13 protein-coding genes are annotated in these 25,737 nt (G+C 31.7%); 5 read left to right on the forward strand and 8 right to left on the reverse strand.

What is annotated here, in order from left to right; all coding sequences use genetic code 11:
* Positions 1-27 precede the first annotated feature (27 nt).
* The 4 genes from M4I23_RS16505 to M4I23_RS16520 form a co-directional block, all read right to left on the reverse strand.
* A complete protein-coding gene (locus M4I23_RS16505) occupies positions 28-1,518 on the reverse strand; it encodes a RagB/SusD family nutrient uptake outer membrane protein (protein WP_249755140.1) in 1,491 nt (496 codons plus the stop codon).
* A 13-nt stretch (positions 1,519-1,531) separates the two neighbouring features.
* On the reverse strand, positions 1,532-4,528 hold the full coding sequence (locus M4I23_RS16510; protein WP_249755141.1) for a TonB-dependent receptor: 2,997 nt from the start codon (positions 4,526-4,528) through the stop codon (positions 1,532-1,534).
* Positions 4,529-4,565: 37 nt separating this feature from the next.
* A complete protein-coding gene (locus M4I23_RS16515; RefSeq protein WP_249755142.1) occupies positions 4,566-7,214 on the reverse strand; it encodes a glycoside hydrolase family 3 protein in 2,649 nt (882 codons plus the stop codon).
* A 559-nt stretch (positions 7,215-7,773) separates the two neighbouring features.
* Positions 7,774-11,928 (reverse strand): two-component regulator propeller domain-containing protein, encoded by a 4,155-nt coding sequence (locus tag M4I23_RS16520; RefSeq protein ID WP_249755143.1) that lies wholly within the window; start codon positions 11,926-11,928, stop codon positions 7,774-7,776.
* 477 nt (positions 11,929-12,405) lie between these two features.
* On the opposite strand from M4I23_RS16520, the gene M4I23_RS16525 reads away from it, so the two are divergent.
* Positions 12,406-12,612: a hypothetical protein gene (locus tag M4I23_RS16525; RefSeq protein WP_249755144.1), complete on the forward strand. Its 207-nt coding sequence runs from the start codon at positions 12,406-12,408 to the stop codon at positions 12,610-12,612.
* A gap of 104 nt (positions 12,613-12,716) precedes the next feature.
* Here M4I23_RS16525 and M4I23_RS16530 read toward each other — a convergent pair whose 3' ends face one another.
* Entirely contained in the window at positions 12,717-14,066 is a 1,350-nt protein-coding gene (locus tag M4I23_RS16530) for an exopolysaccharide biosynthesis polyprenyl glycosylphosphotransferase (RefSeq protein WP_249755145.1), read from the reverse strand.
* 679 nt (positions 14,067-14,745) lie between these two features.
* Here M4I23_RS16530 and M4I23_RS16535 point away from each other — a divergent pair.
* Genes M4I23_RS16535 through M4I23_RS16550 form a run of 4 tightly spaced genes read left to right on the forward strand, consistent with a single transcriptional unit; the run spans position 14,746 to position 17,938 of the window.
* A complete protein-coding gene (locus tag M4I23_RS16535) occupies positions 14,746-15,108 on the forward strand; it encodes a fructose 1,6-bisphosphatase (protein WP_249755146.1) in 363 nt (120 codons plus the stop codon).
* A gap of 14 nt (positions 15,109-15,122) precedes the next feature.
* The gene (locus M4I23_RS16540; RefSeq protein WP_158847581.1) at positions 15,123-15,941 is read left to right on the forward strand and encodes a cell envelope biogenesis protein OmpA; all 819 of its coding nucleotides are present in this window, start codon (positions 15,123-15,125) and stop codon (positions 15,939-15,941) included.
* On the forward strand, positions 15,928-16,416 hold the full coding sequence (locus tag M4I23_RS16545) for a Rab family GTPase (protein WP_158847579.1): 489 nt from the start codon (positions 15,928-15,930) through the stop codon (positions 16,414-16,416). The genes M4I23_RS16540 and M4I23_RS16545 overlap by 14 nt, the downstream gene beginning before the upstream one ends.
* Before the next feature lie 4 nt (positions 16,417-16,420).
* Positions 16,421-17,938, forward strand: coding sequence for an ATP-binding protein (locus M4I23_RS16550; protein WP_249755147.1), 1,518 nt, complete (start codon positions 16,421-16,423; stop codon positions 17,936-17,938).
* 60 nt (positions 17,939-17,998) lie between these two features.
* Here M4I23_RS16550 and M4I23_RS16555 read toward each other — a convergent pair whose 3' ends face one another.
* The 3 genes from M4I23_RS16555 to M4I23_RS16565 all read right to left on the reverse strand — a co-directional run.
* Positions 17,999-20,020 (reverse strand): OmpA family protein, encoded by a 2,022-nt coding sequence (locus tag M4I23_RS16555; protein ID WP_249755148.1) that lies wholly within the window; start codon positions 20,018-20,020, stop codon positions 17,999-18,001.
* An 11-nt stretch (positions 20,021-20,031) separates the two neighbouring features.
* A complete protein-coding gene (locus tag M4I23_RS16560; protein WP_158847573.1) occupies positions 20,032-20,949 on the reverse strand; it encodes a type IX secretion system membrane protein PorP/SprF in 918 nt (305 codons plus the stop codon).
* A gap of 48 nt (positions 20,950-20,997) precedes the next feature.
* A partial coding sequence (locus M4I23_RS16565; RefSeq protein ID WP_249755149.1) for a gliding motility-associated C-terminal domain-containing protein occupies positions 20,998-25,737 on the reverse strand: 4,740 nt, incomplete at its 5' end.

Below are 25,737 nucleotides of genomic sequence, written 5' to 3' on the forward strand. Positions count from 1 at the left end.
AATACTCCTAGAGCATTAACTCAAATATTAAAAACCTGGGTTTTGATCTTCTGAATTAATATTAGCATTTGAACTAATCTCGGCATCAGGAATTGGCCATAATTCATTTTTCCCTACTTGAAAATTTGTTCCAGCTAATTCTGTAGCAACAATTCCCCATCTAAGCATATCATCAAAACGAACTTGTTCACCATTAAGCTCTACTTTACGTTCGTGAACAATTGCTTTAAAAACGGCATCTTTAGATAAACTTGCATCTAAATTATCCAAGCCTGCTCTAGTTCTAACTTTATTTATATAACCAATTGCTGTTGTTTGAGACCCCACTTCATTTTCACATTCTGCCATCATTAATAAAACATCTGAATAACGAATTACTTTTACGTTAATTCCAGATTCTCCATTTTCTGAAGGTTGTTTATAATAATTTTGGTACTTTTTCCAAGCCACTGGTCTAATATTACCTCCGTTTTCAGCAAAATCTGACTCAACAAAAGTATTATCTCCATTGTTATATGTGTCTCCCGCCACGTAAAAACTACCAGCAAATCTTTTATCTCCTGCTTCAAACTCAGCCACTAAATCATCTGATGGATACACGTTAAACCAATCTAAAACGCCATAATCTTGCCCTCTCTTAGTTGCATGAATTGGACCTGTTCCATTAACTGGAGACCACCAGAATTGCTCAGTTCCTAAAGCTATATCGTACTCAACTTCAAAAATTGATTCCACACCATGCTCCGTTTCTTCCATAAAATTATCGAAGTAATTATCTTCAAGAGCGTAACCAGATAATTTATTAAACTCTACTAAAGCTAAATCATAAGATTCTTGATATAAGAATACTTTTCCTAAAAAAGCTTGAGCAGCTCCTTTTGTCGCTCTACCTGGTGTTTCTGCACCTTTATCATATAAATTAGTAGCAGCATATTTTAAATCGTCTATAATTAATTCAATCACTGCTTCTTTTGTACTTCTGGGTTGTCCTTCTGCATTGTCGGTTCCATCACCTAAATAAATAGGAACTCCTCCATAACGATTTACTAAAAGCCAGTAATAATGTGCTCTTAAAAAACGTGCTTCACCAATATATTTCGCCTTTTTAGCAGCAGTTAATGTTCCTTCTGGCAATGCATTAATTTTTTCAGTATTAGAAATTACAAAATTTGCTTTGTTAATTCCTCTATAACATCCATCCCAATAATCTTTAATAGAAGGTAGACTTGAATCGAATGAGAAATCTGCAAAGGTTACTTTATCTCCTTCTTGTTGACCGTTACCAGAATTTTCGTGAGACATATTGTCCATCATATAAAACATTAATCTACCATACAATCCAAATGGTTGCAAATTTGCATAAGCTGCATTTACTGATGATTCTACTTGAGACTCATTTGAGAAAAAAGTATCTGGTGATAATTGATTTGGGTTTGATAATTCCAAATCTTCTTCCGAACAAGAATTTGTTAAAAAAATTCCGAATAGTGCTATAACTATTAATATATATTTTTTCATGATTTTTTAATTTTTAAAATGAAACTTGAATTCCTAATAAAAAAGATTTAGGCTGTGGATATTTACCTCTATCAATTCCAAATTCACTTCCTCCTATTTCAGGGTCTAAACCAGAATAATCACTTATAGTTACTAAGTTTTGACCACTAACATACAAACGTAATTTTGAAAAATATTTTTCGAATGTTTCATTTGGAAATGTATAACCTAAAGAAATACTTTTTAATCTGGTGTATGATCCATCTTCAACAAAACGATCAGAAATTCCATTGTTTTGAGGTGCTCCTAAAATTCTAGGCTCTGTCCCTGTTGGGTTTGTTGCAGACCATTTATTATTGTAATAAGATTGACTTACATTAAATAACCTGTTTGCTCCACCCACTAAATCGTACGTATTTGTATTAAAAACTTCGTTTCCTGAAACTCCTGTAATAAATAAGCTCATATCGAAATTTTTATATTTAGCGTCTAAATTTAAACCGTATGTTAAATCTGGAAATGGATTACCAATAATTGTTCTATCATCAGAATTAATAGCTCCATCACCATTTAAATCTTTAAAACGAATGTCTCCTGGCTTAACAATAACTTGGTTTGGGTTTGCAGTAAATACAGCCTCTACTTCTTCTTGATTTTGGTAAATTCCGTCAGATACTAAACCGTAAAAATGAAATAATGATTCTCCTACAACTGTACGCGTAACATCTGCTCCACCTAATTTGTAAGGAGATCCTGTAATCTCATCTCTAGCACCTAAACTTAATACTTCATTTTTTGAAGTTCCTAAGTTTAAGTTTGCAGACCAAGTAAAGTCTCCATCATAATCATTAAACCCTAATACTAATTCAAAACCTTTAGTTTCAACAGAACCAGCATTTACAGGTAAGCTACCCGCATTAATACCACTTGATAATACAGCAGGTATGTAAATTAATAAATCATTACTTGTATTTTGGTAGTACTCTAAAGAAGCTGTAAATTTTTCATTAAATAAACCTGCGTCTAAACCAACGTTTATAATTTCTTTGGTTTCCCATTGTAAGTCTTGATTTGAACCTCCGTTAGCTGTTACACCAAATGCAACTGCACCACCAATAGGATATTCAAAACCACCTGTTAAAGAAGGTGCATATAAATAATCTCCAATAGCATCACTACCTACAGTACCGTAACTAGCTCTTAATTTTAAGTTACTGAAGTTAGAATCTTCCATAAAAGATTCTTTTGCAATATTCCAACCAGCAGATGCTGAGTAAAAGTTAGCCCAACGTTTGTTTGCTCCAAATCTTGATGAAGCATCACGTCTGTAAGAAACAGATGCAATGTATTTTCCATCATAATTGTAATTAACACGTCCTAAGTATCCAATTTTATTTACTTCTGAAGAACTTGAGCTAACACTTGAATCTTCATTAGAAACTTGATTTACTTCATCTGTAACAGCATTTCTACTACTTGCATTTAGACTTTCGTTTTTTCCTTCATATTTTTCAACCAATGCTAATATTTCAAAATTATGATTATCATTAATTGTTGTTTTATAGGTTAAACTATTATCAAATATGATTGTTTGACCATTACCGCTATTACGTGTAATTGCTGCATAATTTTGTGCGTGTGTAGTACTACCTTCAACACTATCATCACTATATGACGGTATGAAATTACTATTATTGTAAGTGTAATAATCTAAACCTACTTGAGATTTAAATTTTAAACCTTCAATAATTTCTAGTTCTGCATAAACATTTCCAATAATCCCTAATGATTTATTTACTGCGTCACCAAGTTTTTGAACTCTTACTGGGTTTACAGCATCTTGTCCATCTCCTGATGAAGAAGGCCCTTGAAAACCACCCAAGTTATTTGAATTATATACAGACAAATAAGGTGCCGCTTTAATGGCGTGCTCAATAAGTGATCTACCTTCTGCATCTCTTTCCGGATTTTGTTTTCCGAAAGAAAGAGACATAGATTCACCTACTGTAATTTTTCCAAATTTAGCACTACTATTTGCTCTAAAAGAATATCTTTCAAAACCTGTATCAATTAAAGTTCCTTCTTGTTTTAAATATTCAGCAGAAAAAAGATGTGTAGAGTTTTCTGTACCACCAGAGTAACTTAAATTATAATCCTGAATAATACCTACTCTAAAGATTTCATCTTGCCAATCTGTATTGGTTTTGTAAGTAGATAATGGTCTGTTAGGAAACACTCCTAATTCACCTGCATATTTTAAATAATCTATGGTTTCTAATACATCATATCTTTTTGCTACTGTTTGAAAACCTGTATAGGTATTAAAGTTTAACCTTCCTTTTCCATTTTTACCTTGTTTTGTAGTAACAACCACTACACCATTAGACCCTTGCGCTCCATAAACCGCAGTAGTAGAAGCATCTTTTAATACAGAAACAGATTCTATATCGTTTGGACTAATACCAGATAGGTTACCAACAATAACACCATCAATAACATATAATGGCGAGTTATTACCTACTGAACCTAACCCTCTAATTAATACTGAAGGTGAAGATCCTGGCACACCACTATTAGCTACAGTTATACCCGCTGCTCTACCTTGTAATGCAGATTCTGCATTTGTTACCGGTATTGAAGACATTGTTTCGGAATCGATTGTTGAAATTGCTCCTGTTACCTCTGCTCTACTTTGAGAACCATAACCAACAACTACAATAGCTGCAAGAGCTTCTACAGATTCTTCTAAAGTAACATTTATGGTGCTTTGAGTTCCAATAGTTATCGTTTGAGAAAGCATACCAATATAACTGACAGTTAATTGATCTCCAACGTTAATATTTTGTAAGGTGTAATTACCATCAAAATCTGTCGATACACCAATAGTTGTTCCAACAACAATAAGCGACACTCCCGGCAATGGCACACCGCCTGTATCTGAAACTGTACCACTAATGGTTTTTGTTTGTGAAAAGGCATTTTGCATGCAAAACATAGCAAGCAACATACCTAAAAGTTTAAACTTCTTCATATTAAATAGTTTAAGTTATTAAATTAGTTATTTTTATTTAGTTTATTAATAATACTCGTTTTGATAAAACATCTGTTGTTTTGGCACTAGCTACTCCTTTAAATCCAGGTTGCTTCCCTCCAATACTTAATAATAGATTTTCAGTTTCTATTATTTTTTTTCCTTCGGATGTTATTGAGGCATATTTATCTGCATCAATTTTATAATTTACTGTTTTGGTTTCGCCAGCATTTAAATGAATTCTTTTAAAACCTACCAAAGTTCTAATTGGAGATTTGTCTTGTTTATCCTCATGTGTTAGATAAAACTGAACCACTTCGTCTCCATCTACAGCTCCAGTGTTTTTAACATCAACTGCAATTTTAATAGCATCATTAAGTTTTACCTTTTCTGGAATATTTAAATTTTCATATTCAAAACTAGTATAACTTAAACCATGGCCAAATGGAAACAGAGGCGCTCCTTTAAAGTATTTATAGGTTCTGTTTTCCATATTATAATTTTTAAAATCGGGTAAATCTGTAACCGATTTATAAAATGTAATTGGAAGTCTGCCACTTGGATTATAATCTCCAAATAAAACATCTGCTATAGCTTTCCCTCCAAACTCACCTGGATACCATGCTTCTAAAATAGCCGGAACGTTTTCCGCAGCCCAATTAACGGCCAAAGCACTACCATTCATTAAAACAACAATGGTTGGCTTGCCTAAAGCATGAACTTTTTTCATGAGTTCAATTTGGTTTTTTGGAAGTTTTAAGCTTGAACGATCTCCTTTATCAAAACCATCCAACTCTACGGGCATTTCTTCTCCCTCTATCTCAGGAGATAATCCTAGACATAGTAAAACAATTTCCGATTTTTTGGCTGCTTCAATAGCTGGAGTTAATAAATCCTCGTTAAGTTTTGCCCATAGTAAATGAACTTGCGGATCTGATAATCTATTTTGATATTCAATTTTAATAGGGTAAGCTTTACCTTCTTCAAGTTCCATATCAAAATACTCAGTTTTTGGCTCGTAATCTGCAGAAAAATCAGCATATAAAGAATCTCCCATAAATAGTTTTCCGTAACTACTAGCTTTAAGTGCTATTCTATATAAACCTGTTTGTTTGGGGATTATATTACCTGTCCATCGTACCGAAAAAACATCGGATTTAAAATCTTTTATAGGCCGTTTTGGCGTCCAAATAAAATCAATAACACTGTCCGTTTGTGTTAAAACTGGTTCACCTTCAAAATTTGATTTCGTATAATACTCACCTTTCAAACCCGATTTATTTTCACTTTCAAGAACCGAAACTGGTATATGCGTAAATGTTGACCAGCCAGAGGCAATATCACTCCCCAAAGCATAATTAACTTCGGTATTTGGCAATTTTTGTTGAATTGCTTTTAGGGGAGTTATATAATTATGAGGTGTACCATGATAATTACCTAACAGAGATTGTACTGCATCGGCATTTGGACCAATTACGGCAATAGATTTAATATTCTTTTTTAAAGGCAAAATATTATTATCATTTTTAAGTAAAACCATGGACTCTCTTGCTATTTTTTCAGATAATTCCAAATGTTTTTCACTAGCCACAACACTATATGGTATTTTTGACCATTTAACGTTTTCAGGGTTATCAAACATTCCTAGTTTAAAACGTGCTATAAACAATCTACTTAAAGCTATGTCTATTTGATTTTCATCTACAAGTTCTTTTAATACAGCTTCATTAAGACTTGGATCAAATACATTACCGCAGTTTAAATCTGTACCATTGTTAATTGCCATAGCACCAGCTTCTGCCGGTGTTTCTACAACACCATGATTTTCAGGTTGCCAAAAATCGTTAATTGCCCAACAATCTGAAACCACATAACCTTTAAACCCCCAATCCTCTCTAAGAATCTTACTTAACAATAAATTATTTCCACAACATGGCTCATCTCTATATCTATTATAAGCACACATAATAGAATGCACCTTGGCTTCTTTTACTGCTGCTTCAAATGCCGGTAAATACGTTTCATATAAATCTTTATTAGATGTTTGATAATTATCTTGATGTCTTGATTTTTCTGGACCACTATGTACTGCAAAATGCTTAGCCGTAGCAACTACCTTTAAGTATTTATCATCATCTCCTTGAAGACCTTTTATGTAATTAACACCAATTCTACTCGTTAAAAATGGGTCTTCACCATAAGTTTCCTGGCCTCTTCCCCAACGTGGATCTCTAAAAATATTAATATTGGGCGTCCAAAATGTTAGTCCTTGAGCAATACCTCGTTTTCCTTCCGAAACAAATCTGTGATGTTTAGCTCTAGCCTCATCGGATACAGCTTCTCCCATTTCTAATATTAACGAAGGATTCCATGTTGCTCCCATACCTATTGCTTGAGGGAACACCGTTGCTTCTCCTGCTCTTGCTACTCCATGTAAACACTCGTTCCACCAATTATATTCCGTGATACCTAATCGATCGATAGCAGGCGCATCAAAACGCATTTGAGAAACCTTTTCTTTAAGAGTCATTTGGTTTATTAAATCATCAACTCTTTCTTCAATTGATAAACTTTCATTCTGAAACTTAAAAGCAAAAGTTTTTTTGCTTGAGCCACAAGACCAAATCAATACTAATGTACCTAGCAGCACAAATAAAAATTGTAATATGTATCTATTATTTACCATTAGTTTTATTCTAAAAACAATTAAAGATTAAAATAAGAAGTAGCAATAGAAGAGCTATTAGTAGTACTTCTCTTAACAGTTTAGACTTAACACCTTTCTTGTTTTTCGATTTATATTGTTCCATATTATCTTATCATCCTTATCCAAATATAAAAATGACATTACTTAAATGATGCTAAATATGAACAACCTGTGATATAAATGTTGCCAATCTGCTTAATAAAGAGTGTTTACGCAACATTTGACATATAAGAAGCACCATTTGTAATAATTACGAAGAGAATAAAGTAAAGAAACCAAATACTAAATATCGATATATTAATTACTAATAGCGGTTTTACAGATGAATAACGATACACTTAGCTATAACATAAATTGGGATTTGCTCAACAACACACACCTTTAGCTCACTATATTTTGTTATAGTTAATTGAAGAATTTCACTATTTAAGTTAAAAAAACCTCAGGTTAAAATTCAACCTGAGATTTTAAAATTTACGCAGCTTATTAAATACTGCCAAAAATATTGATAATGTATATACGTTAAAACAAACTTTTACTACGCTTTAACTTCAACTTCTGTTGGAAGAATACCAAAATGAGCCTTAAAACATTTTGTGAAATATGAAGGTGAAGAGAAGCCTACCTTAAAACAAACCTCGCTAATGTTAGCATTTCCTTTTTCAAGAATTTGCTTAGCTCTTTGTAGTCTTACTTTTCTAATAAACTCAGTAACCGTTTGCCCAGTAAGACCTTTTATTTTTCTATACAACCTGCTTCTACTTAAGCTTACATGAGATGCTAAAAGCTCTACACTTAAATCTGTATCACTAATATTAGCATTTATATATTTAAGTACTTTTTGAATAAACTCTTTATCAATTTCTATAGCAGAAGCACTCTCACTTTCCTCTTTACCACTAACATCACCAAAATATTTATCGAAAATAGATTGTCTACTTTTTATTAATTGTATTAACCTTATTTTAAGTAATCGCATATCAAATGGTTTTACCATATAGGCATCTGCACCATAACCAACACCCTCAATACGATCTTCTATTCTTGTTTTTGCAGTTAACATTAAAAGGGGGATATGACTCGTTTTTAAATCACTTTTAATTTTATTACAAAATTCAAACCCATTCATTTCTGGCATTATAACATCGGTTATTATAATATCTGGGCTCGACTCTTTTGCAACCCTTAATCCTTCAACGCCATTTTTAGCTACCAAAACTTTAAAAGTGTTTTTTAATTCCCGTTTTAAATAATTTCTTAATTCTGCACTATCCTCAACAATTAATAAGGTTTTTGATTTAGAAAAAGTCTCATATTCTACCTTATCTGTTTTTTCTTCTTCATTGAAATTTAAAAGGAATCTTTTCTTTTTATTCTGTGAAGGCTCTATTACTACTGCACTAGATAATTCGTTTTTGTTAAAATGAGCTTTCCCTTCAGGTAAAAACATTCTAAAAGTTGTGCCTTGCCCTATACTACTTTCTACTTCAATTTTCCCTTTATGCAAAGCCACGAAGCTTTGTACAACTTCCAACCCAATCCCTGTGCCTCCATAATAAGTTTTGTTAAGCCTATCTACTTGGTAAAATCTTTCAAAAATTTTATCTAATTGATCTTTTTCTAACCCAGGACCTGTATCGGACACTCTAATTTCTATGGTTTTAGTTGGGTTAACCTCATCAACCAGAGGTAATAAAACAAGTTTATCTGTTGATAAAACATCTATACTTATAGCCCCACTATCTGGTGTTACTTTAAATGCATTTGATAATAAGTTGAAAATAATTTTTTCTAACATACTTTGATCTGCCCATATTTGTAAATCGGGAACATCGGCATCTATACTAAGGCATATATTTCTATTGTAAGCTTCCTCTTTAAAATAGCTTACCATATCTTTTGAAAAATCTACGAGATTAAACTGCTCTGCTTTTATATTAACTTTATTCAACTCTAATTTCCTAAAGTCCATTAATTCATTTATTAATCGATAAAGCCTATCTGTATTTTTATAAACTACGTTAAGCCTTTCTTTTACTGTATAAGGAAGATTTAAACTAGCATCTTTTAATACGTCTTGTAATGGATTTATAATTAATGTAAGTGGTGTTCTAAATTCATGAGAGATATTAGTGAAAAATTGAATTTTCTTTTCATTTAATTTATCCTCTTGTACACGCTGCATGCGTTCGTTTATAATAGCTTCCTTCTCCTTAATTCTACTTTGGGTAATTTTGTTTAATAAAAATATTCCAAGAAAAAATAATAGGCAATAAAAAACAACTGCTATTTTAGTTTTCCACCAAGGTGGCAACATCTTAATCTTTAAGGTTAATGGCACCTCGTTCCAAACACCATCATTATTGGCTGCTTTTAATTTAAAAATATAATCACCATAATCTAAATTAGTATAAGTAGCACTTTTTTGATTTCCAACATAGTTCCATGATTCCTCTAAACCTTCTAAATAATAAGCATATTGATTTTTTTCTGGTCTGGTAAAATTTATGCCTGTAAATTCAATAGTGAATACAGATTGTGTATGTTTTAACTCTAAACTTTTAGTTTCGGTTATTACTTTTTGAAGTGGCGAATTTTCTTTATTAGGAATAACATCAGAATTAAATAATTTAAACCCTGTTAAATACAATATTGGTACACGTTCATTAAGCACCAATTCTTCTGGATTAAAATAATCTATGCCTTTATAATTCCCAAAATAGAGTGTTCCATCGTCATCCTTTAAAGCAGCATTAAAATTAAAATCATCAGACAATAAACCATCATTAACAGTAAAACTAGTTGTTTGATAATCTTTTGTATTGAATTTTGTTAGCCCAGAATTACCACTAATCCATAAATCACCATTCTTAGATTCCAAAATACTCGCTACATTATCTTCTTTAAAACCATTTAATTCATTAAACCATTTAAACTCATTATTTGTTATATCGTAACGGCAAAGTCCTGCTCCTCGAGTTCCTATCCATAAAAAATTATCAGAACTTTCAAATAAAGAAAGAATATGCCCTGTACTTTTATGATTATTATAAGATTTAAACATTTGTTCTCTAAACGACGTAAGATATAACTCTGCATTATCTCCTTTTTTTAGAACAAAAAGTCCCTCTGTAGTTCCAAGCCAAATACTTCCATTAGAATCAACTAATATTTTTCTAACGTCGCTAGTTGGTATGCTATAATTGGTAAATTGATTTGAATTATAATGCTTTATTTCATTCTCTTTTAAATTATATGAATAAACACCTGCATAGAAAGTTCCTATCCATATATCACCATCAAGCCCCTCACCAAAACTTAATATTGCATTCGATTTTAATTTACCATTTGAACTTTGAATATTGATGTTTTCAAATTTTTTAGCACCTTTCCTTAATAGATAAATACCGTTATCCCAACTACCTGCCCATATGTTTTCTTTACTATCTATAAAAAGGGTTTGAATATAATTACTTGTTAATCCTGAAAAATAGTCATCAGCATCTATATTGACATGCCTAATCTTTGATTCCTTTGAATTATAAATATCAATACCCCCACCATCCATGGAAATCCATATATCTCCATTCTTTGATTTAACAAATCCGGTTACAGATCCATTTTGTAGTGTGTTTTTATTATTAGTTAAACTTTCGATGTTTTTAAACTTATCAAACAAATCATCGCTTACAGCAACACCTGAGTTATAATACCCCATCCAAATTCGCTGATCGTTATCAATAAACAATGACCATATTGAATTGGAAAGAATACTTTTTCCATCTTCCTTTTTGTATATATAATTTTTAATTAGGGATCCCGTGTTTGACATATGAAACAAACCATCGTTCTCAGTTCCGACAAGTAAGGAACTATCTGGCAATTGTACGATAGCTAATATTCGCTTATTGCTTATTTCATAACTTGAAAAAGTATTTATACTTATATCTTTAAAAGTATATTTATAAAGCCCTTTGCTATATGTACCAGCCCAAAGAACATCATCATCTAGATGTAAATATTGAACCGGACCCGATAAATCAATCTCTCCAACCCCTTTATCTATCTTAGGTGATATTATTTTATTAGTTTCAGTATCTACTATTCTTAGACCAACGCTAGTGCCAAGAAATATAGTTCCATTTTTACTAGACTTTATACTATTAATAGCAGGAACAACTCCACTTCTATCTGGAATAGAAATAATTTCGAAGGTTTCTAAATTCATTTTTAGCAACCCCAATTGTCCAGTACCAACATAAAGGTTATTATTATTATCTTCGTGAATGCTTAACACCGAGACACTTGTTTCTCCAAAGTTTCCAGCATTAATTCTTTCGAATTGATCTAAATCTCGATTGTAAAGGTTTAAACCATCTTCGGTTCCTATCCATAATCGATTAGATTTATCTATATAAGAAGTAAAAACTAAATTACTACTTAAAGATGTTGAATCATCTACTTTAAATTTATAAGAGGTATAATCAATTCCGTCAAATTTGTACAAACCAGAACCATTTGTGCATATCCAAATAAAACCATAGTGATCTTGTGAAACTGAGTAAATTCCAACTTTGGATATTCCATCTTTGATTTTAACAAAATTAAAATCTCGATCTATATTTTGGCCCCAAAAATTAAGACTAAAAAAGAATAAAATTATAAAAGAATAAAAGGTTCTATTTAAACTCATGTATGCCTGTTTCTATTGACTAAGTTACATTCTTTTTTATTTTAAAATAATTAATTTTAATAAAATAGAATATCACCTAAATTTAAAAGCAAATTAGAAAATGTTAGATTCTAAATTTAACACAAATTAAACAAGGTGTACAACAAATGATGCTATATCGGTGTTAAACCCTCTCGCTTACTCGATACTTAACAATATGGTACAAGAAGAATATTATATAAACCGTTCTAAACCTTACTCCTTTTTATTGAAAGAATAGAATATCGTTTTATTCTTTTTTCCTTTATTCAAATGTTACCACATCCTGAAATAGGCATAAGTTAAACAGTATAGAAACAATGTAGAAAGCAATTTTTAAAATAAAAAGTATATTGAAAAAATCCAAAATATTATATAGAAATTAACGGCGTAGTAATTAATTGGCCTGATAATAGTTTAATGATTCTATTTCGCCGGATTTTTTTAACCGATAATGGTATGGACAATTATTTGGTTAATGAGTATACACGAGATCATTTCATCAATAAAAACAATAAACACAAGGGTATTACTTTTAGAACTGAAGGTATCAGTTGTGTTCATGTTTCTTCGCCAGCAATAATATTAGCTAAAGCTCAAGAAACTGCCCTAAGCGGTAAACTAGTTATTAGTGCCTTGTTGATGAGTTTCAAGAACAAACGTTAGATGTAGTGAATTTAAGATTAAGAAACACCAAGAATATTTAAGCATAATGCTTATTACGCACATTAAAAATAAACTAATAATATATCTCTAAATAGAGAGAACAATTAATAAGCTTTCTCTTCTCCACTTAAGGCATTAAAAACAGTTAGATAGATTATTCTTAGATCTAGTTTAAAGGACCACTTTTCCATATAAAAAATATCATAACGTACTCTGTTAACAATATCAGATTTATCTATAATTTCTCCTCGATACCCCTTTATCTGCGCCAAACCTGTAATACCTGGTTTTAAAAAGTGCCTTACCAAGTATTTATCCACAGTGCTTTGGAACTCCTCCGTATGCAATTGCATATGCGGTCGAGGTCCTACAACACTCATATCCCCTCTAAGCACATTCAAAAACTGAGGCAACTCATCAATACTGGTTTTTCGTAAAATTTTCCCTAATCGAGTAATACGCATATCTCCCTTAGTAGCCATTTTACTATCACTTTCATTAGTCTCGGTCATTGACCTAAATTTATAACATAAAAAAGTCTTCTTATTCACCCCGTCTCGCTTCTGTTTAAAAAATAGAGGACCTTTAGAATCAAATTTTTGTAATATATATACAACCGGCACCAACCAAGAAAGAACAAATAAAATAACTCCAATGGAGAATACAATATCAAATACCCGCTTAACAAAGTTGGCATATTCCAACTCTAAAGGTGATGCTCTTAGGTTTAGCACTGGGACTGTACCGTACAATTCAATGGACATGGCACGCGAGAACATTTCTTTATTATCAGGAATGATTCTAATACGCTTAAAACTATTATCGGCTATTTGCATGAGACTCTTAATTTCTTCTTTTGATAAACTTGAGGCTATACAAAACACTTCACTAATATCATTTTCAAAAATATACTTATAACAGTCTTCAATAGGCCCTAAATAAGTAGGACTTTTAGATGTTTTATTATCAAAAAAACCTACATATTCATACTCGTGCTCTGGGTTATCAAAAATGGCACGTACCTTTTTTAGGTTTTTATCCCATCCCACTACAATTACTTTAGTATTGTTCACTGTATTAGAAAGATAAATTTTTCTTGCCCAATGAAAGAACATGCGTAAAATTAGTATTTGAGCACAAAAGAACGCATATACTGCAATGAGATACAGCGGACTGTAATCCTTGAACCCAAAGAAAGTAAACGAAGCAAAAAATGCCATCCCATATAACACAAATAGTGTAAAGAAACTTTTTTCTTTAATAGTAAATACTTGTCGTCTTACAGTTGCATAAAAATTTGTAGAATGTGTAGTAAGGAACCATGCTAAATTGTAATAAATAATACCTTCTAAACCATTTCCATAAGTTTCCGGTATAAAAAAATAAAAGGTAGCATTTAATGCTACAATATGGAACGGTAACGAAAGAGGGATGCTAAAATAGGATTTCTGCATTTTTCTTGTTTAAACTAATAATTAAAATTCAGACTATTATTCTATATTTAAACAGTTCGATTTAGTACGAGCAGTCAAATATAGAAAATAATACGTCTCTATCAAAAAAAATGTTCTTTTGAGAAAAATTATTATTTCTTTCCTAATAAAACCACTTATGTTCTAACAATTTATTTTTGGTATGTTAATCTCCTCTAGTCCTAAATGTTTTTCTTTTACTCCAAACTCTCCATTACAAACCTCAACCTATTAGAGATGAAGTTAATCAACTAACCAAAAACATGTTATTTCTTCGAGAATTAATTAAACAAAACCAATCTTTTAATTCGCAAAACCGAGATTAAGAACAATTAAAACAACACGCCCTTAAGTTTTTAATACCCATAAATTACCCCCGTAATTAGTCGGTGAAAAAACAAACATTAGAGTTTGTTTTTTGTGTTTTTAACACCTAAAACACAAGTGTTTACTTGCATATAAAATCTCGTCTTTATTCATCATAAAAATAACAAAAAGTGATAAATAGCTTATTCTTTTAAACACATTACTAACTTACAATTTATACATCAACCCATTATTTCTCTTTAGTTAAGGCATCGGTTATTCTAAAAAAACTCAAAATCCAATAATTTTTATCCATTTTAGATTACTTTTGTATTAATAGCAAACACTCCCGAAAATGAAAGAACACGTAAAAGTAGAGACTGAAGAACATTTGAATGGCAAATCTAAAAATACCACTTCAAAAATTGATGCCATTAAGGAGCTTATTTTTGGAGATAATATTCAGGCTTACGATTCGGAATTTGAGGCTTTAAAAATTGATATTTTAGCTAAGAAAGAAGAACTTCAAAATTTAATTAGCGCTGTAGAATCTGAACTTTTAAAAAATATTGATTCTCTTAGTACAGATGTAAACATTAGAATTACCGATCTTGAAAACTCCGTAAATGATAAGCTAGAAAATCTTGATAATAAAAAGATTGATCGTAAATTATTAAGTGAGCTTTTTATCAAATTAGGTAAAAATATAAGTGAATAAATATATTTTCTTAAATGAATCAAGATGAAAAATTAAGTATCATTAAAGATATTTTGCTTAATGATGAGCGAGAATTTGCCTCATCTATTGAGAAAAAAATTAAAATACTTGAAGAGACTCTTAATAATCATAAAAACCTATCGACTAAGATAGACCCTATTATTGACGAGAAAATAACAGCATTTATAAACGAAATGCCTGATAGGCTCGGGGCAACAATTACAGAAGCTTTAAAAAAAGAAATTAAAAACTCGCAAGATGCTGTTGTTGAAGCACTTTTTCCAATATTAGGAAAAATGGTTAAGCGTTATGTACAACATGAAATGAAATTACTTTCTGAAAAAATAAATAATCAAGTAAATAATACTTTTTCATTTAAACGTTTTTTTAGAAAAGCAAAATCTAAAGCATCGGGTGTTGATGAATCTGACATAATGATTCAAGAACAAACCAATACCAAAATAGAACAGGTAATTATTATTGAAAAAGGTTCTGGAATTGTATTAGCAGAATTTTCGAAAGATGAAATGGCCGATGAAGATATGGTAGCTGGTATGCTAACCGCTATTAAGAGTTTTGTTGAAGATGCTTTTAAAAAAGAAAGTCAAAATTTGCAATACATAGAATATGATCTTTATCATATTCACCTCCAAAATTTTTCTTCATTTTATATGGCCGTTGTTGTTTCTGGGGCTTATAATATAATATTCAAAGATAAATTGGAAGATAAAATTCTTGAATTCATAAATAAACAAAAGGTACCCAGTATTTTAAACAATAAAATATTATTAACTAAAAAACTAGAAGATTTCTTTGAAAATGACAGCATCTAAAAAAATTGTATTAATAGGTCATTTTGGCGTTGGTAAAACATCATTAATTAGACGTTTTGTTCAAAATACTTTTTCTGAAGAATATAAAGTTACTATTGGTGTTCATATTTCTAAAAAGACAATAGAAGTAACTGATAAAGAATCTATTTCCCTAATTATTTGGGATTTGGAAGGGCAAGACGACATAAAAAAAACACGTTCTTCTTACTTATTAGGAACTCACGGCTTTATATACGTATTCGATTTATCTAGACCCGTAACTTTTGAAAACCTTGCTGACGAGCTAAATTTTTTAAAAGAAAATTACCCAAACATCCCTATCAAAGTAGTGGGTAACAAAATGGATCTGGTAAACAAAACATATTTAACGCAATACAGCGATACTTTCGACTCTTTAGTCGATTTATTTGTTAGCGCGAAAACTGGTAGTAAAGTTGAAACTCTATTTGCTAAATTAGCTAACGCATTAATTTAGAATCATGTTAGAAGCTTATAAAAAAAAATTTCATAAAAATAATTTTCAATACATTTTAGTCGATGACTCTGGATGCATTCTAGAATCTGATGAGACCATCTTACCCGTTAAAAAAAACGATTTATTACAAAATAGCCATCCTTTTTTTGAAATATTAAGCAGCTTATTGTTAATCGAAAACGAGCGTTTTGATTTTTCTTGCATCAATCTAAATTTTGAAGATCTGCTTTTTATTACAGATGTTACAATACATTCACAAAACAAAAACGAAAACCTCGTAATTATTGAGGACTTAACAAAGCACTACAGTAACTATCAACTTGCTGCTCAAACTAGAAATGAATCTATTATAAACTCTCAAGTATTAGAATTAAAGAACGAATACTTACTAGAAAAAGAAACTTTTAAAAATAACTTTATTGCAAATTTTAGCCACCAGCTTCGAAACCCGATTACGGCTTCTTTAATTTTTAGTAAATTACTTCTAAAAAACAATCAGCTAAACGATGAACAAAAAAATTATTTAGGGATTGTTCTATCTTCAAATAAGGATTTAAAAGATAGAATTGAAAACATTCTAGACATCTCTAAAATACAATCTGGTAAACTTAAGCTAGTTGACAAAGTTTTTAATTTTAAAGAAATATTAAAAGATATTGTTTCGGCATACAAAATTCTCGCATCTAACAAATCTCTTAAGTTTAATATTTCTATTGATGAGCGTCTTCCTGATTACCTTAGAGGGGATTCTGCGAGGTTAAAACAAGTTATAGAAAATCTATTAAGCAATGCCATAACGTTTACTAACCATGGTTCTATAGACTTAAAGGTATCACTTAATTATATTAGAGCCAGAAAAGCTAATATCCAAATTGAAGTTATAGATACAGGTTGTGGTATTCCTCCTAACAAATTAGATTTTATCTTTGAAAGGTTTACAAAAATTGAATCTACAATTGAAAATGAAAACACAGCAGGACTTGGACTTTCAATAACAGAACATATTATTTCTGAAATGAATGGTAATATTACCGTTGAAAGTACTATAAATGAAGGAACCAAATTTAAATGTAATATAAGTATTAACGAGTCCCTTTTTAATGATAGTTTAAAACAGGAATTATTAAAAAATCAATTACCACATTTAGGTGTAAAGCGCAATATACTGCTTGTTGAAGACTCGGAATTAATGCAACTTACCCTCTTGAAAATATTAGCAGCCACTGGAGATTTCTACCTAAATATAATTTCTAAAGGAGAAGAATTGATCCCTAATATAACAAGCCAAGAAGTCGACTTGATATTATTAGCAAATACAATACACGATTATTCGGTTGTAGACTTAGCAACTTCGGTTCGTAATTTATCAAAAGATCATAAAAAAACACCTATTATCCTTCTATCAACCGAAGCTTTTCAAGAAGATTTAAAACGTTTTAAAAAAGCCGGTATTAACGCTGTTATCACTAAACCTTTTGATGAAAAAAAATTATTAGACAGCATATATAAACATATAAAATAAGAAAAGCGGATATATAAATATATATCCGCTTTTCTTATTTTGAAATATTTTAAAATCAACCTACATCTTCACTATTATAAATTCGGATCTTCTGTTAAGTTGATGCTCACTTTCGCTACACTTAACTCCATTTTTACAATGATTTATTAATTGTGATTCACCAAATCCTTCTGCGCTACTAATTCTGCTAGCATTTATACCTTGACCTACTATATAGTCTCTAGTGGATTTTGCTCTTCTATCGGATAAACTTAAATTGTATGAATCACTATTTCTAGCATCTGTATGCGATTCAATTTTTATAACCATTTCAGGGTACTGCGCCATCAATAAAACAATTTTATTCAACTCTATAGAAGCGTCGTTTCTAATAAAGGATTTATCTAAATCGAAATAAATAATTCCTATTTTTATTTTTAAAACACCTTGTTCTTCAACAATTAGTTCATTAAGTGTTTCAAGACCTAAAGCAACAACGGTTTCTCCATTTTCGTTTAAAGTTAACACTGGTTTTTCTTTCGTTTCATGTCCTGTTTTGGCTGCTACAACATTAAACTTGGTAGCGCAATCTAAAACAGAATTAAACTTATAAGCCCCAGCAATATCTGTGGTAGTCGATTCTAACTCTTTACCATCACTAGAAAACAAAGTCATTTTCACGTTTGCAATACGCTCTCCTGTAATTACATTTGATACATAACCTCTAACTAATTGCTCGCATAAAACATCTTCTTTTGGTAAACGAACAAATGAGTAAATATCATCATCACCCTTACCTGTTAATCTGTTTGAACATACAAAGCCTTTGTTTTTTTCTTCATTTATAATAAAACCAAAATCGTCTAACTCACTATTTAATGGCGCTCCTAGATTTACTGGTTTTTGAAAATTAGAATCAATAATTCGACTTTCATAAACATCCAGTCCACCAAGTCCTAAATGTCCATCAGATGCAAAATACAGTGCATTATCTGTTATGTAAGGAAACATTTCTCGTCCTTCAGTATTTATCGTTTCACCTAAATTTCTTGGTTTAGAATAACCGGTATAAGTACTATCTTGTATTTTACTATTTGTTTTTTCATCTAAAATATCTACAACAAAAATATCTGTACCTCCAATAGAACCTGGCATATCCGAAACGAAATATAACAACTTCCCATCGCTACTTACTGTTGGATGACCTACTGAATAATCTTCACTATTAAATGGTAATTCTTTTACGTTTTGCCATGTAGGCAAACTATCTTCATCTTTACGCAACTCCGCACTATAAAGTTTTAAATGGTTTGTGCCTTTATCATCTCTATGCAAACTACCGTTATAATTATTACGAGTAAAATAAATTTTTGTTTCGTCTGGAGAAAAAGCTAAAGTAGCCTCATGATAACGTGTATTTAAATTTTTAGAAAATTCATCAATCAATTTCACATCCGATCCTATAGTATTTATTTTCCCTAAATACATATTTAAAAAAGGCTGTTCATTCCAATGGTAAATTCTAGTGTGATAGTTAGAAGAATCTACAGCAGAGGAATACACTAATTGATCCTTATAATACATAGGCCCAAAATCTGAATACTTCGTATTTGTAGATAAGTTCTTTAAAATGAAACCGGGTTGAATATCCAAAACATCTTCAACTGTCAATAATTTTTGATCTAATAAAACCGATCTATCATCGCTATCTATAGTTCTTTTAGAAAACTCTTTCATCCAGCGTTTTGCTTCTCTATACTTACCTGTTCCCTCTAATGCATGTGCATATCTAAAGATGTATTCTGAATCTACATTTGGATAAAAATTGGATATCAACTTATCATACCATACATAGGCATTTTTCATATCTGTATTAAAAAAATAAGAATCTCCTGCTCGCTTTAAAAGCCTAACATATGTTGAATCATTACTGTCTGTAAATTCTTTATCTTTTCTTTCAATTTTATTAAGCTCTAATTCATATAAAACCGAAGCCTCTTTATACCACATTCTATCGAACAATTTGTCAGCTTTTTTAGTTGAACTTTGAGCAAAAGAAATACTTATTGTGAATAAAAATAAAAGTGTAATTGTATTTTTCATGTAGTTCATTTTTAAAAGAATCGTGGCGATTTTAATTGTTTTTCTCTAGATCTAAGTTCGAAACGTAACATAATTTCATGACTTCCAGAGTTAAAGTTTTTTAATCTTGTTGTAGTAGCATCATAAGCATACCCAACCATTAATTTTGGACCTAATTGCAAGCCTAATAAACCACTCACAGAATCGTCCCATCGGTATGCAACTCCAAGTCTTAAAACATCATTAAACATGAAGTTAGCAGATACATCTGCTATAATTGGAGCACCAACTACAAATTTACCTAAAAAGGCGGGTTTAAATTTAACAGTAGGACTTAAATCGAATACCTTTCCTGCTATTAAAAAATAATGCAATCGTTCTGCCGCAACAGCATTTTGAATCCCATCATAATGTTCATCTGTTAAAAAATTTGGTACCGATAAACCAATGTAACTCGTTTCACTATGCCAGTACACACCTGCACCAACTGTTGGTAAAAATTTATTGTTTATATCTTGAAAAACACTTTCCCCTGGTTCTTGTTGGTTTGAATCTGTAAAATTCACATTAAGCATTCTACCTCCTCCTTTAATACCGAAAGATAGTTTACTGTAATTATTTAAGGGAATGGTGTATGAGAAATTCGCATCTAAGTAAAACTCATCTGAAGGTCCTAGTTCATCATTAACCAAAACAACACCTAAACCTACATTTTTACCAACAGGTGATTCTATACTAAACGACTGTGTAGTTGGAGCTCCATCTAAACCAACCCATTGCGTTCTATGTAAACCCGTGGCAGTTAAATGCCCCCGTGAACCTGCATAAGCAGAATTCACGGTTAGCGTGTTAAACATATAATCTGTGTACTGTGGGTCTTGTTGGGCATTGGTTTTATGCAGTGCAATTACCAATACTAGACTTAATACTATTTTCAATTTTAAATTCATTTCTAAATTTTTATATTTTAGGTATAACCCTGTTTTCTAAATCTATTTTTATCTCACTAAATATAACCAACCCGATCTTGGTTCCGAACCATCACCTAGATCTAAAATATAGTAATACGTTCCTACTGGTAATTTCTCGTTCTTATTAACTACAGCTCTTCCGTTAGATATACCATCAAAAGTATTATCATATCCTTCTTTTACATAAACTACATTACCCCATCTATTATATATTTCAAGCTTATTTTCAGGATAATTATTAATACAATCAATGTAGAAGAATTCGTTTTTACCATTTCCGTTAGGAGAAAATTCATTATAAATTTTCAAACATTGTGGAGCGATAGACGCATCAGCAGAATCATTGCTTTCATCTGAATCAATTTGATCTAAGAACTCAAGAGATGCTGTATTTACATAATCATTCACATCTAAGACCTTAACCGTTATTTCTAACGTTTCGGCAACTCCTGCTGCAACTAATGATACGTTCCATAATCCTGTTTCTTCATTGTAGATTCCGGATGAAGCTACATAATCTGTAAACTCGTAACCGCTTGGCAATACATCTATAATTTCTACAGAAGTAGCATCTATACTTCCTAAGTTACTAGCAGTAATAGTAAACACAACTGTTTCACCTATTGAAGGGTTTCCGTTATCAACTACTTTTGTTACCTCAATATCGGCAATTGGTGTATTTATAAATGTACTATCTTCATCATTTTCACTTTGATCACCATCATCATTATCCGGCTCACTGTTTGGATCAAATTGATTACTAGCAGTAATTTCAGCAATATTTAAATACTCACCAGCTTGTAATGTTGGCATATTAACAGTACCATTATAAGTAATGGTTAAACCTGTTAAAGGCACATTTAAACCACTCCATGTAATCCTGTTACCTATCAATTCACCTCCATTACTTATGTTAGTAATATTGCTATAACCAATTGGCAAGATATCTTCTAAAGCAACTCCAGTTGCATCATCTACTCCTGCGTTATCAATTTGAAGTGTAAACGTTACGACTTCACCAACATTAGCATTCATGTTGTTTACAGATTTAGTTAAACTTAAATCGGCAGTTTCAGTCATTACTAATATACTATCTTCATCATCCTCACTTTGATCACCATCATCGTTATTTGGCGTACTACTTGGATCAATCACATCACTTGCTGTAATTTGAGAAACATTTAAGTATTCACCTGCAGTTCCACTTGGCTCATGAATTATAACATCAATCAGTAATGTTTGGGTACTTCCATTTTGAACTGTACCAACATTCCATAATCCTGTAATTTCATCATAAATACCAGAAGTTGCACTGAAACGAACAAAGTCGAAACCTTGTGGTAATAGGTCCATAACCTCTACTCCAGTTGCTGCATTTGGACCAGCATTGCTAACTGTAATTTGGAATGTAATTTCATCTCCAACATTTGGCATGATTTCATTATCAACCACTGTTTTCTCTAGAGATAAATCTGCCATTGCATCTAATGGAGTAATCAATACATTATCTTCATCATCTTCACTTTGGTCTCCATCATCATTATTTGGTGCAGAATCGTTATCTACAACATTAGAACCTGATATTTGAGCAACGTTTAAGTAATCGCCAGAACCATTAACTAATACATCTATCAATAATGTTTCAGTAGTTCCATTAATTACATTACCAACAGTCCAAACTCCTGTTGCTTCATTATAAGTTCCTGATGTTGAACTGAACAAAATATAATCGAAACCAGAAGGTAATAAATCGGTTACTTCTACTCCTGTTGCATCCTGCGGTCCATCATTAGTTACTGTTATTATAAATGTGATTTCAGATCCAACTAGAGGCATAGTATCTCCATCAACAACATCTTTAGTTAATGATAAATCCGCTATAGATATAACCGGAGTTACAAAGGCATTGTCTTCATCATCTTCACTTTGATCACCATCATCATTATTAGGTACTGAATCGGTATCTAAAATATCCGAAGCTGTTACTTGGGCAATGTTGATATAATCTCCCGTACCATTTACTAATACATCGATTAATAAAGTTTCAGACTCTCCACTTGCAATTCCTCCAATATTCCATAATCCTGTTGTTTCATTGTAAGCTCCAGATGTTGAACTGAATAACACGAAATCATACCCTGATGGTAATAAATCTGTTATTTCAACTCCTGTTGCATTTTGTGGTCCATCATTACTTACTGTTATTTGGAATGTAATTTCAGAACCTACTAAAGGTGTTACATCTCCATCTACAACTGTTTTCACTAATGATAAATCTGAAACAGATTCTACTGGTGTCACTATTGCGTTATCTTCATCATCCTCACTTTGATCACCATCATCATTATTAGGAACAGAATCAATATCAAATACGTTAGAAGCTATTACTTCTGCAATGTTTAAATAATCTCCCGTACCATTTACTAATACATCAATTAATAAAGTTTCAGATTCACCAGATAACACGGTACCTAGCTCCCATAAACCTGTTGTTTCATTATATGTTCCTGAAGTAGAACTGTACAATACAAAATCGTATCCTGATGGTAATAAATCTGAAACCTGAACTCCAGATGCATCTTGAGGACCATCATTAAATACTCTAACTTCAAAAGTGATTTCTGAACCAACTAATGGCGTTATATCATTATCTACTACAATTTTAGTTAATGATAAATCTGCAACATCTACATAATCTATAGTTACTGTTGACGTATTAGACATATTTCCATCATTATCATCTACAGTATAACTAACTGGAGTAGGATCTTCAACAAAACCTGACTCTGGAGTAAAAGTTAATTCTTCCGTTAAATAATCGTATATCCATGTTCCTTCTCCTGGCACATCAAATCCAATTACATCACCGTCTGCATCTGTTACAATATTAGTTGCTCCTAAAGGTGTTACTAGATTAACCGTTTCTGGATCTAAATTCCCATCAGGATCATTATCATTATCTAAAATATCAACACTAACGATAGCGTTTGTTGGATTATTTAAATCTTCATCATTCTCCGTAATTGGGAATTCAATATCATAATCAATAGTTATTGTAGCTGGTGAAACTGTTATTTCTCCCGTATCTACATCTGTTAAATTATATTGAATATCTGTTGGGTCGTTTGTAAATCCTGCTTCTGGAGTAAAAGTAACATCTCCAGTTGCTTCATCATAAATCCAAACACCTTCTCCTGGTATTGTAAATCCAATAGTATTTCCATTCGTTCCGAGTATTGGGTCTGTTGCTCCTGCAGGAACAATCAAATCGAATATAATATCATCTGGATCTGGTGTACTACCATCAGATAATGTATCATCTGCTAACACATTTAATGTTACAGGGTTTCCCGTATCATTACCTGTACTAGAATCATCATTTGCGATTGGAGGAATGTTAGCATATTCAACAACTACTGTTGCAATATTACTTGTATTACCATCATTGTCATCAACAGTATATTCAATAGATGTTGGATCACCAGTAAAACCTATTTCAGGATCAAAACTTAAACTACCTGTATTATTATCATACAACCAAGCCCCTTCTCCTGGAACCGTAAACCCAATTACGTCTCCATCTAAATCTGTAATGATGTTAGTTGCACCAGCAGGTGTTACTAAATTCACACTTGTCGCATCAATATTTCCATCTGCATCTGTATCACCAACTAATATATCTTGTGATACTATTTCTCCAGGAGTATTTCCTGTGCTAGATTCATTATCTGCAACTGGTGGTATTTCATAAATCACAGTTATAGTAGCTGTATCAGATTGTCCTGTATCCGTATCAACTAATTCATAAGGTATTGGTGTAGGACTAACTTCATACCCTATTTCTGGAGTAAAAGTTACATCTCCTGTACTTGGATCATAAGACCAAATACCTTCTCCTGTTACATCAAGAGTTGTTTGAACACCTAGAGTACTAGGGTCTAAATCTACAGTTACATCACTTACATCTGGTGTGGTACCATCTGATAATAAATCGTTTGTTAAAACATTAATAACTGTTGGATCACCAATATTAGTTGCTACGTCATTAACATCATCTTCAGCTACTGGTGGTGTAATAGCGTATTCTATATTGATGCTTGCTGGATCTGTACTTTCATTTCCATCTTCATCAAATATAGTATACTCAATATCTGTTGGGTCTCCTGTGAATCCATCTATTGGATCGAAACTAATCTCTCCTGTCGTTTCATCATAACTCCAAACTCCTTCGCCTGGCACTTCAAATCCTATAATATCACCATCTGTTGATGTTACAATATTAGTTGCTCCTACTGGTGCTGTTAAACTTACCGTAGTTGGATCTAAATTATTATCGCCATCTGTATCGTTATCTACAATATCTATTGTTACCGTACTTCCTGATGTATTTCCTGTACTACTATCATCTACTGCTACTGGTCGATCTTCGTAAGTAATCGTTACTGTTGCTGGTGTTGTACTTACTTCACCTGTATCTACATCTGTAATGTTATAAGTAATTGGTAATGGATCCCCTTCGAATGTTCCATTTGGTGTGAACTCTAAAACGCCTGTGGTTTCATTGTATAACCAAGTCCCTTCTGTTGTTGTAAACCCTATTGTATTACCATTCGTTCCTGTTACTGGTGATGTTGCCCCTATTGGAGTATCTAAATCTAATGTAACATCTGATGGTGATGGTGTGCTTCCATCGGATAATAAATCATCGGCTAAAACATCAATAGAAACTGCTGTTCCTAAGGCATTATCTAAATCTTCATTATCATT

This window comes from Algibacter sp. L4_22, assembly GCF_023473045.1.
Taxonomy (GTDB): Bacteria; Bacteroidota; Bacteroidia; order Flavobacteriales; family Flavobacteriaceae; genus Algibacter.

Coding starts and splice junctions, on each gene's coding strand:
- M4I23_RS16505 (WP_249755140.1), bottom strand. CDS start 1,518: ATGAAAAAATATATATTAATAGTTATAGCACTATTCGGAATTTTTTTA.
- M4I23_RS16510 (WP_249755141.1), bottom strand. CDS start 4,528: ATGAAGAAGTTTAAACTTTTAGGTATGTTGCTTGCTATGTTTTGCATG.
- M4I23_RS16515 (WP_249755142.1), bottom strand. CDS start 7,214: ATGGTAAATAATAGATACATATTACAATTTTTATTTGTGCTGCTAGGT.
- M4I23_RS16520 (WP_249755143.1), bottom strand. CDS start 11,928: ATGAGTTTAAATAGAACCTTTTATTCTTTTATAATTTTATTCTTTTTT.
- M4I23_RS16525 (WP_249755144.1), top strand. CDS start 12,406: ATGGACAATTATTTGGTTAATGAGTATACACGAGATCATTTCATCAAT.
- M4I23_RS16530 (WP_249755145.1), bottom strand. CDS start 14,066: ATGCAGAAATCCTATTTTAGCATCCCTCTTTCGTTACCGTTCCATATT.
- M4I23_RS16535 (WP_249755146.1), top strand. CDS start 14,746: ATGAAAGAACACGTAAAAGTAGAGACTGAAGAACATTTGAATGGCAAA.
- M4I23_RS16540 (WP_158847581.1), top strand. CDS start 15,123: ATGAATCAAGATGAAAAATTAAGTATCATTAAAGATATTTTGCTTAAT.
- M4I23_RS16545 (WP_158847579.1), top strand. CDS start 15,928: ATGACAGCATCTAAAAAAATTGTATTAATAGGTCATTTTGGCGTTGGT.
- M4I23_RS16550 (WP_249755147.1), top strand. CDS start 16,421: ATGTTAGAAGCTTATAAAAAAAAATTTCATAAAAATAATTTTCAATAC.
- M4I23_RS16555 (WP_249755148.1), bottom strand. CDS start 20,020: ATGAAAAATACAATTACACTTTTATTTTTATTCACAATAAGTATTTCT.
- M4I23_RS16560 (WP_158847573.1), bottom strand. CDS start 20,949: ATGAATTTAAAATTGAAAATAGTATTAAGTCTAGTATTGGTAATTGCA.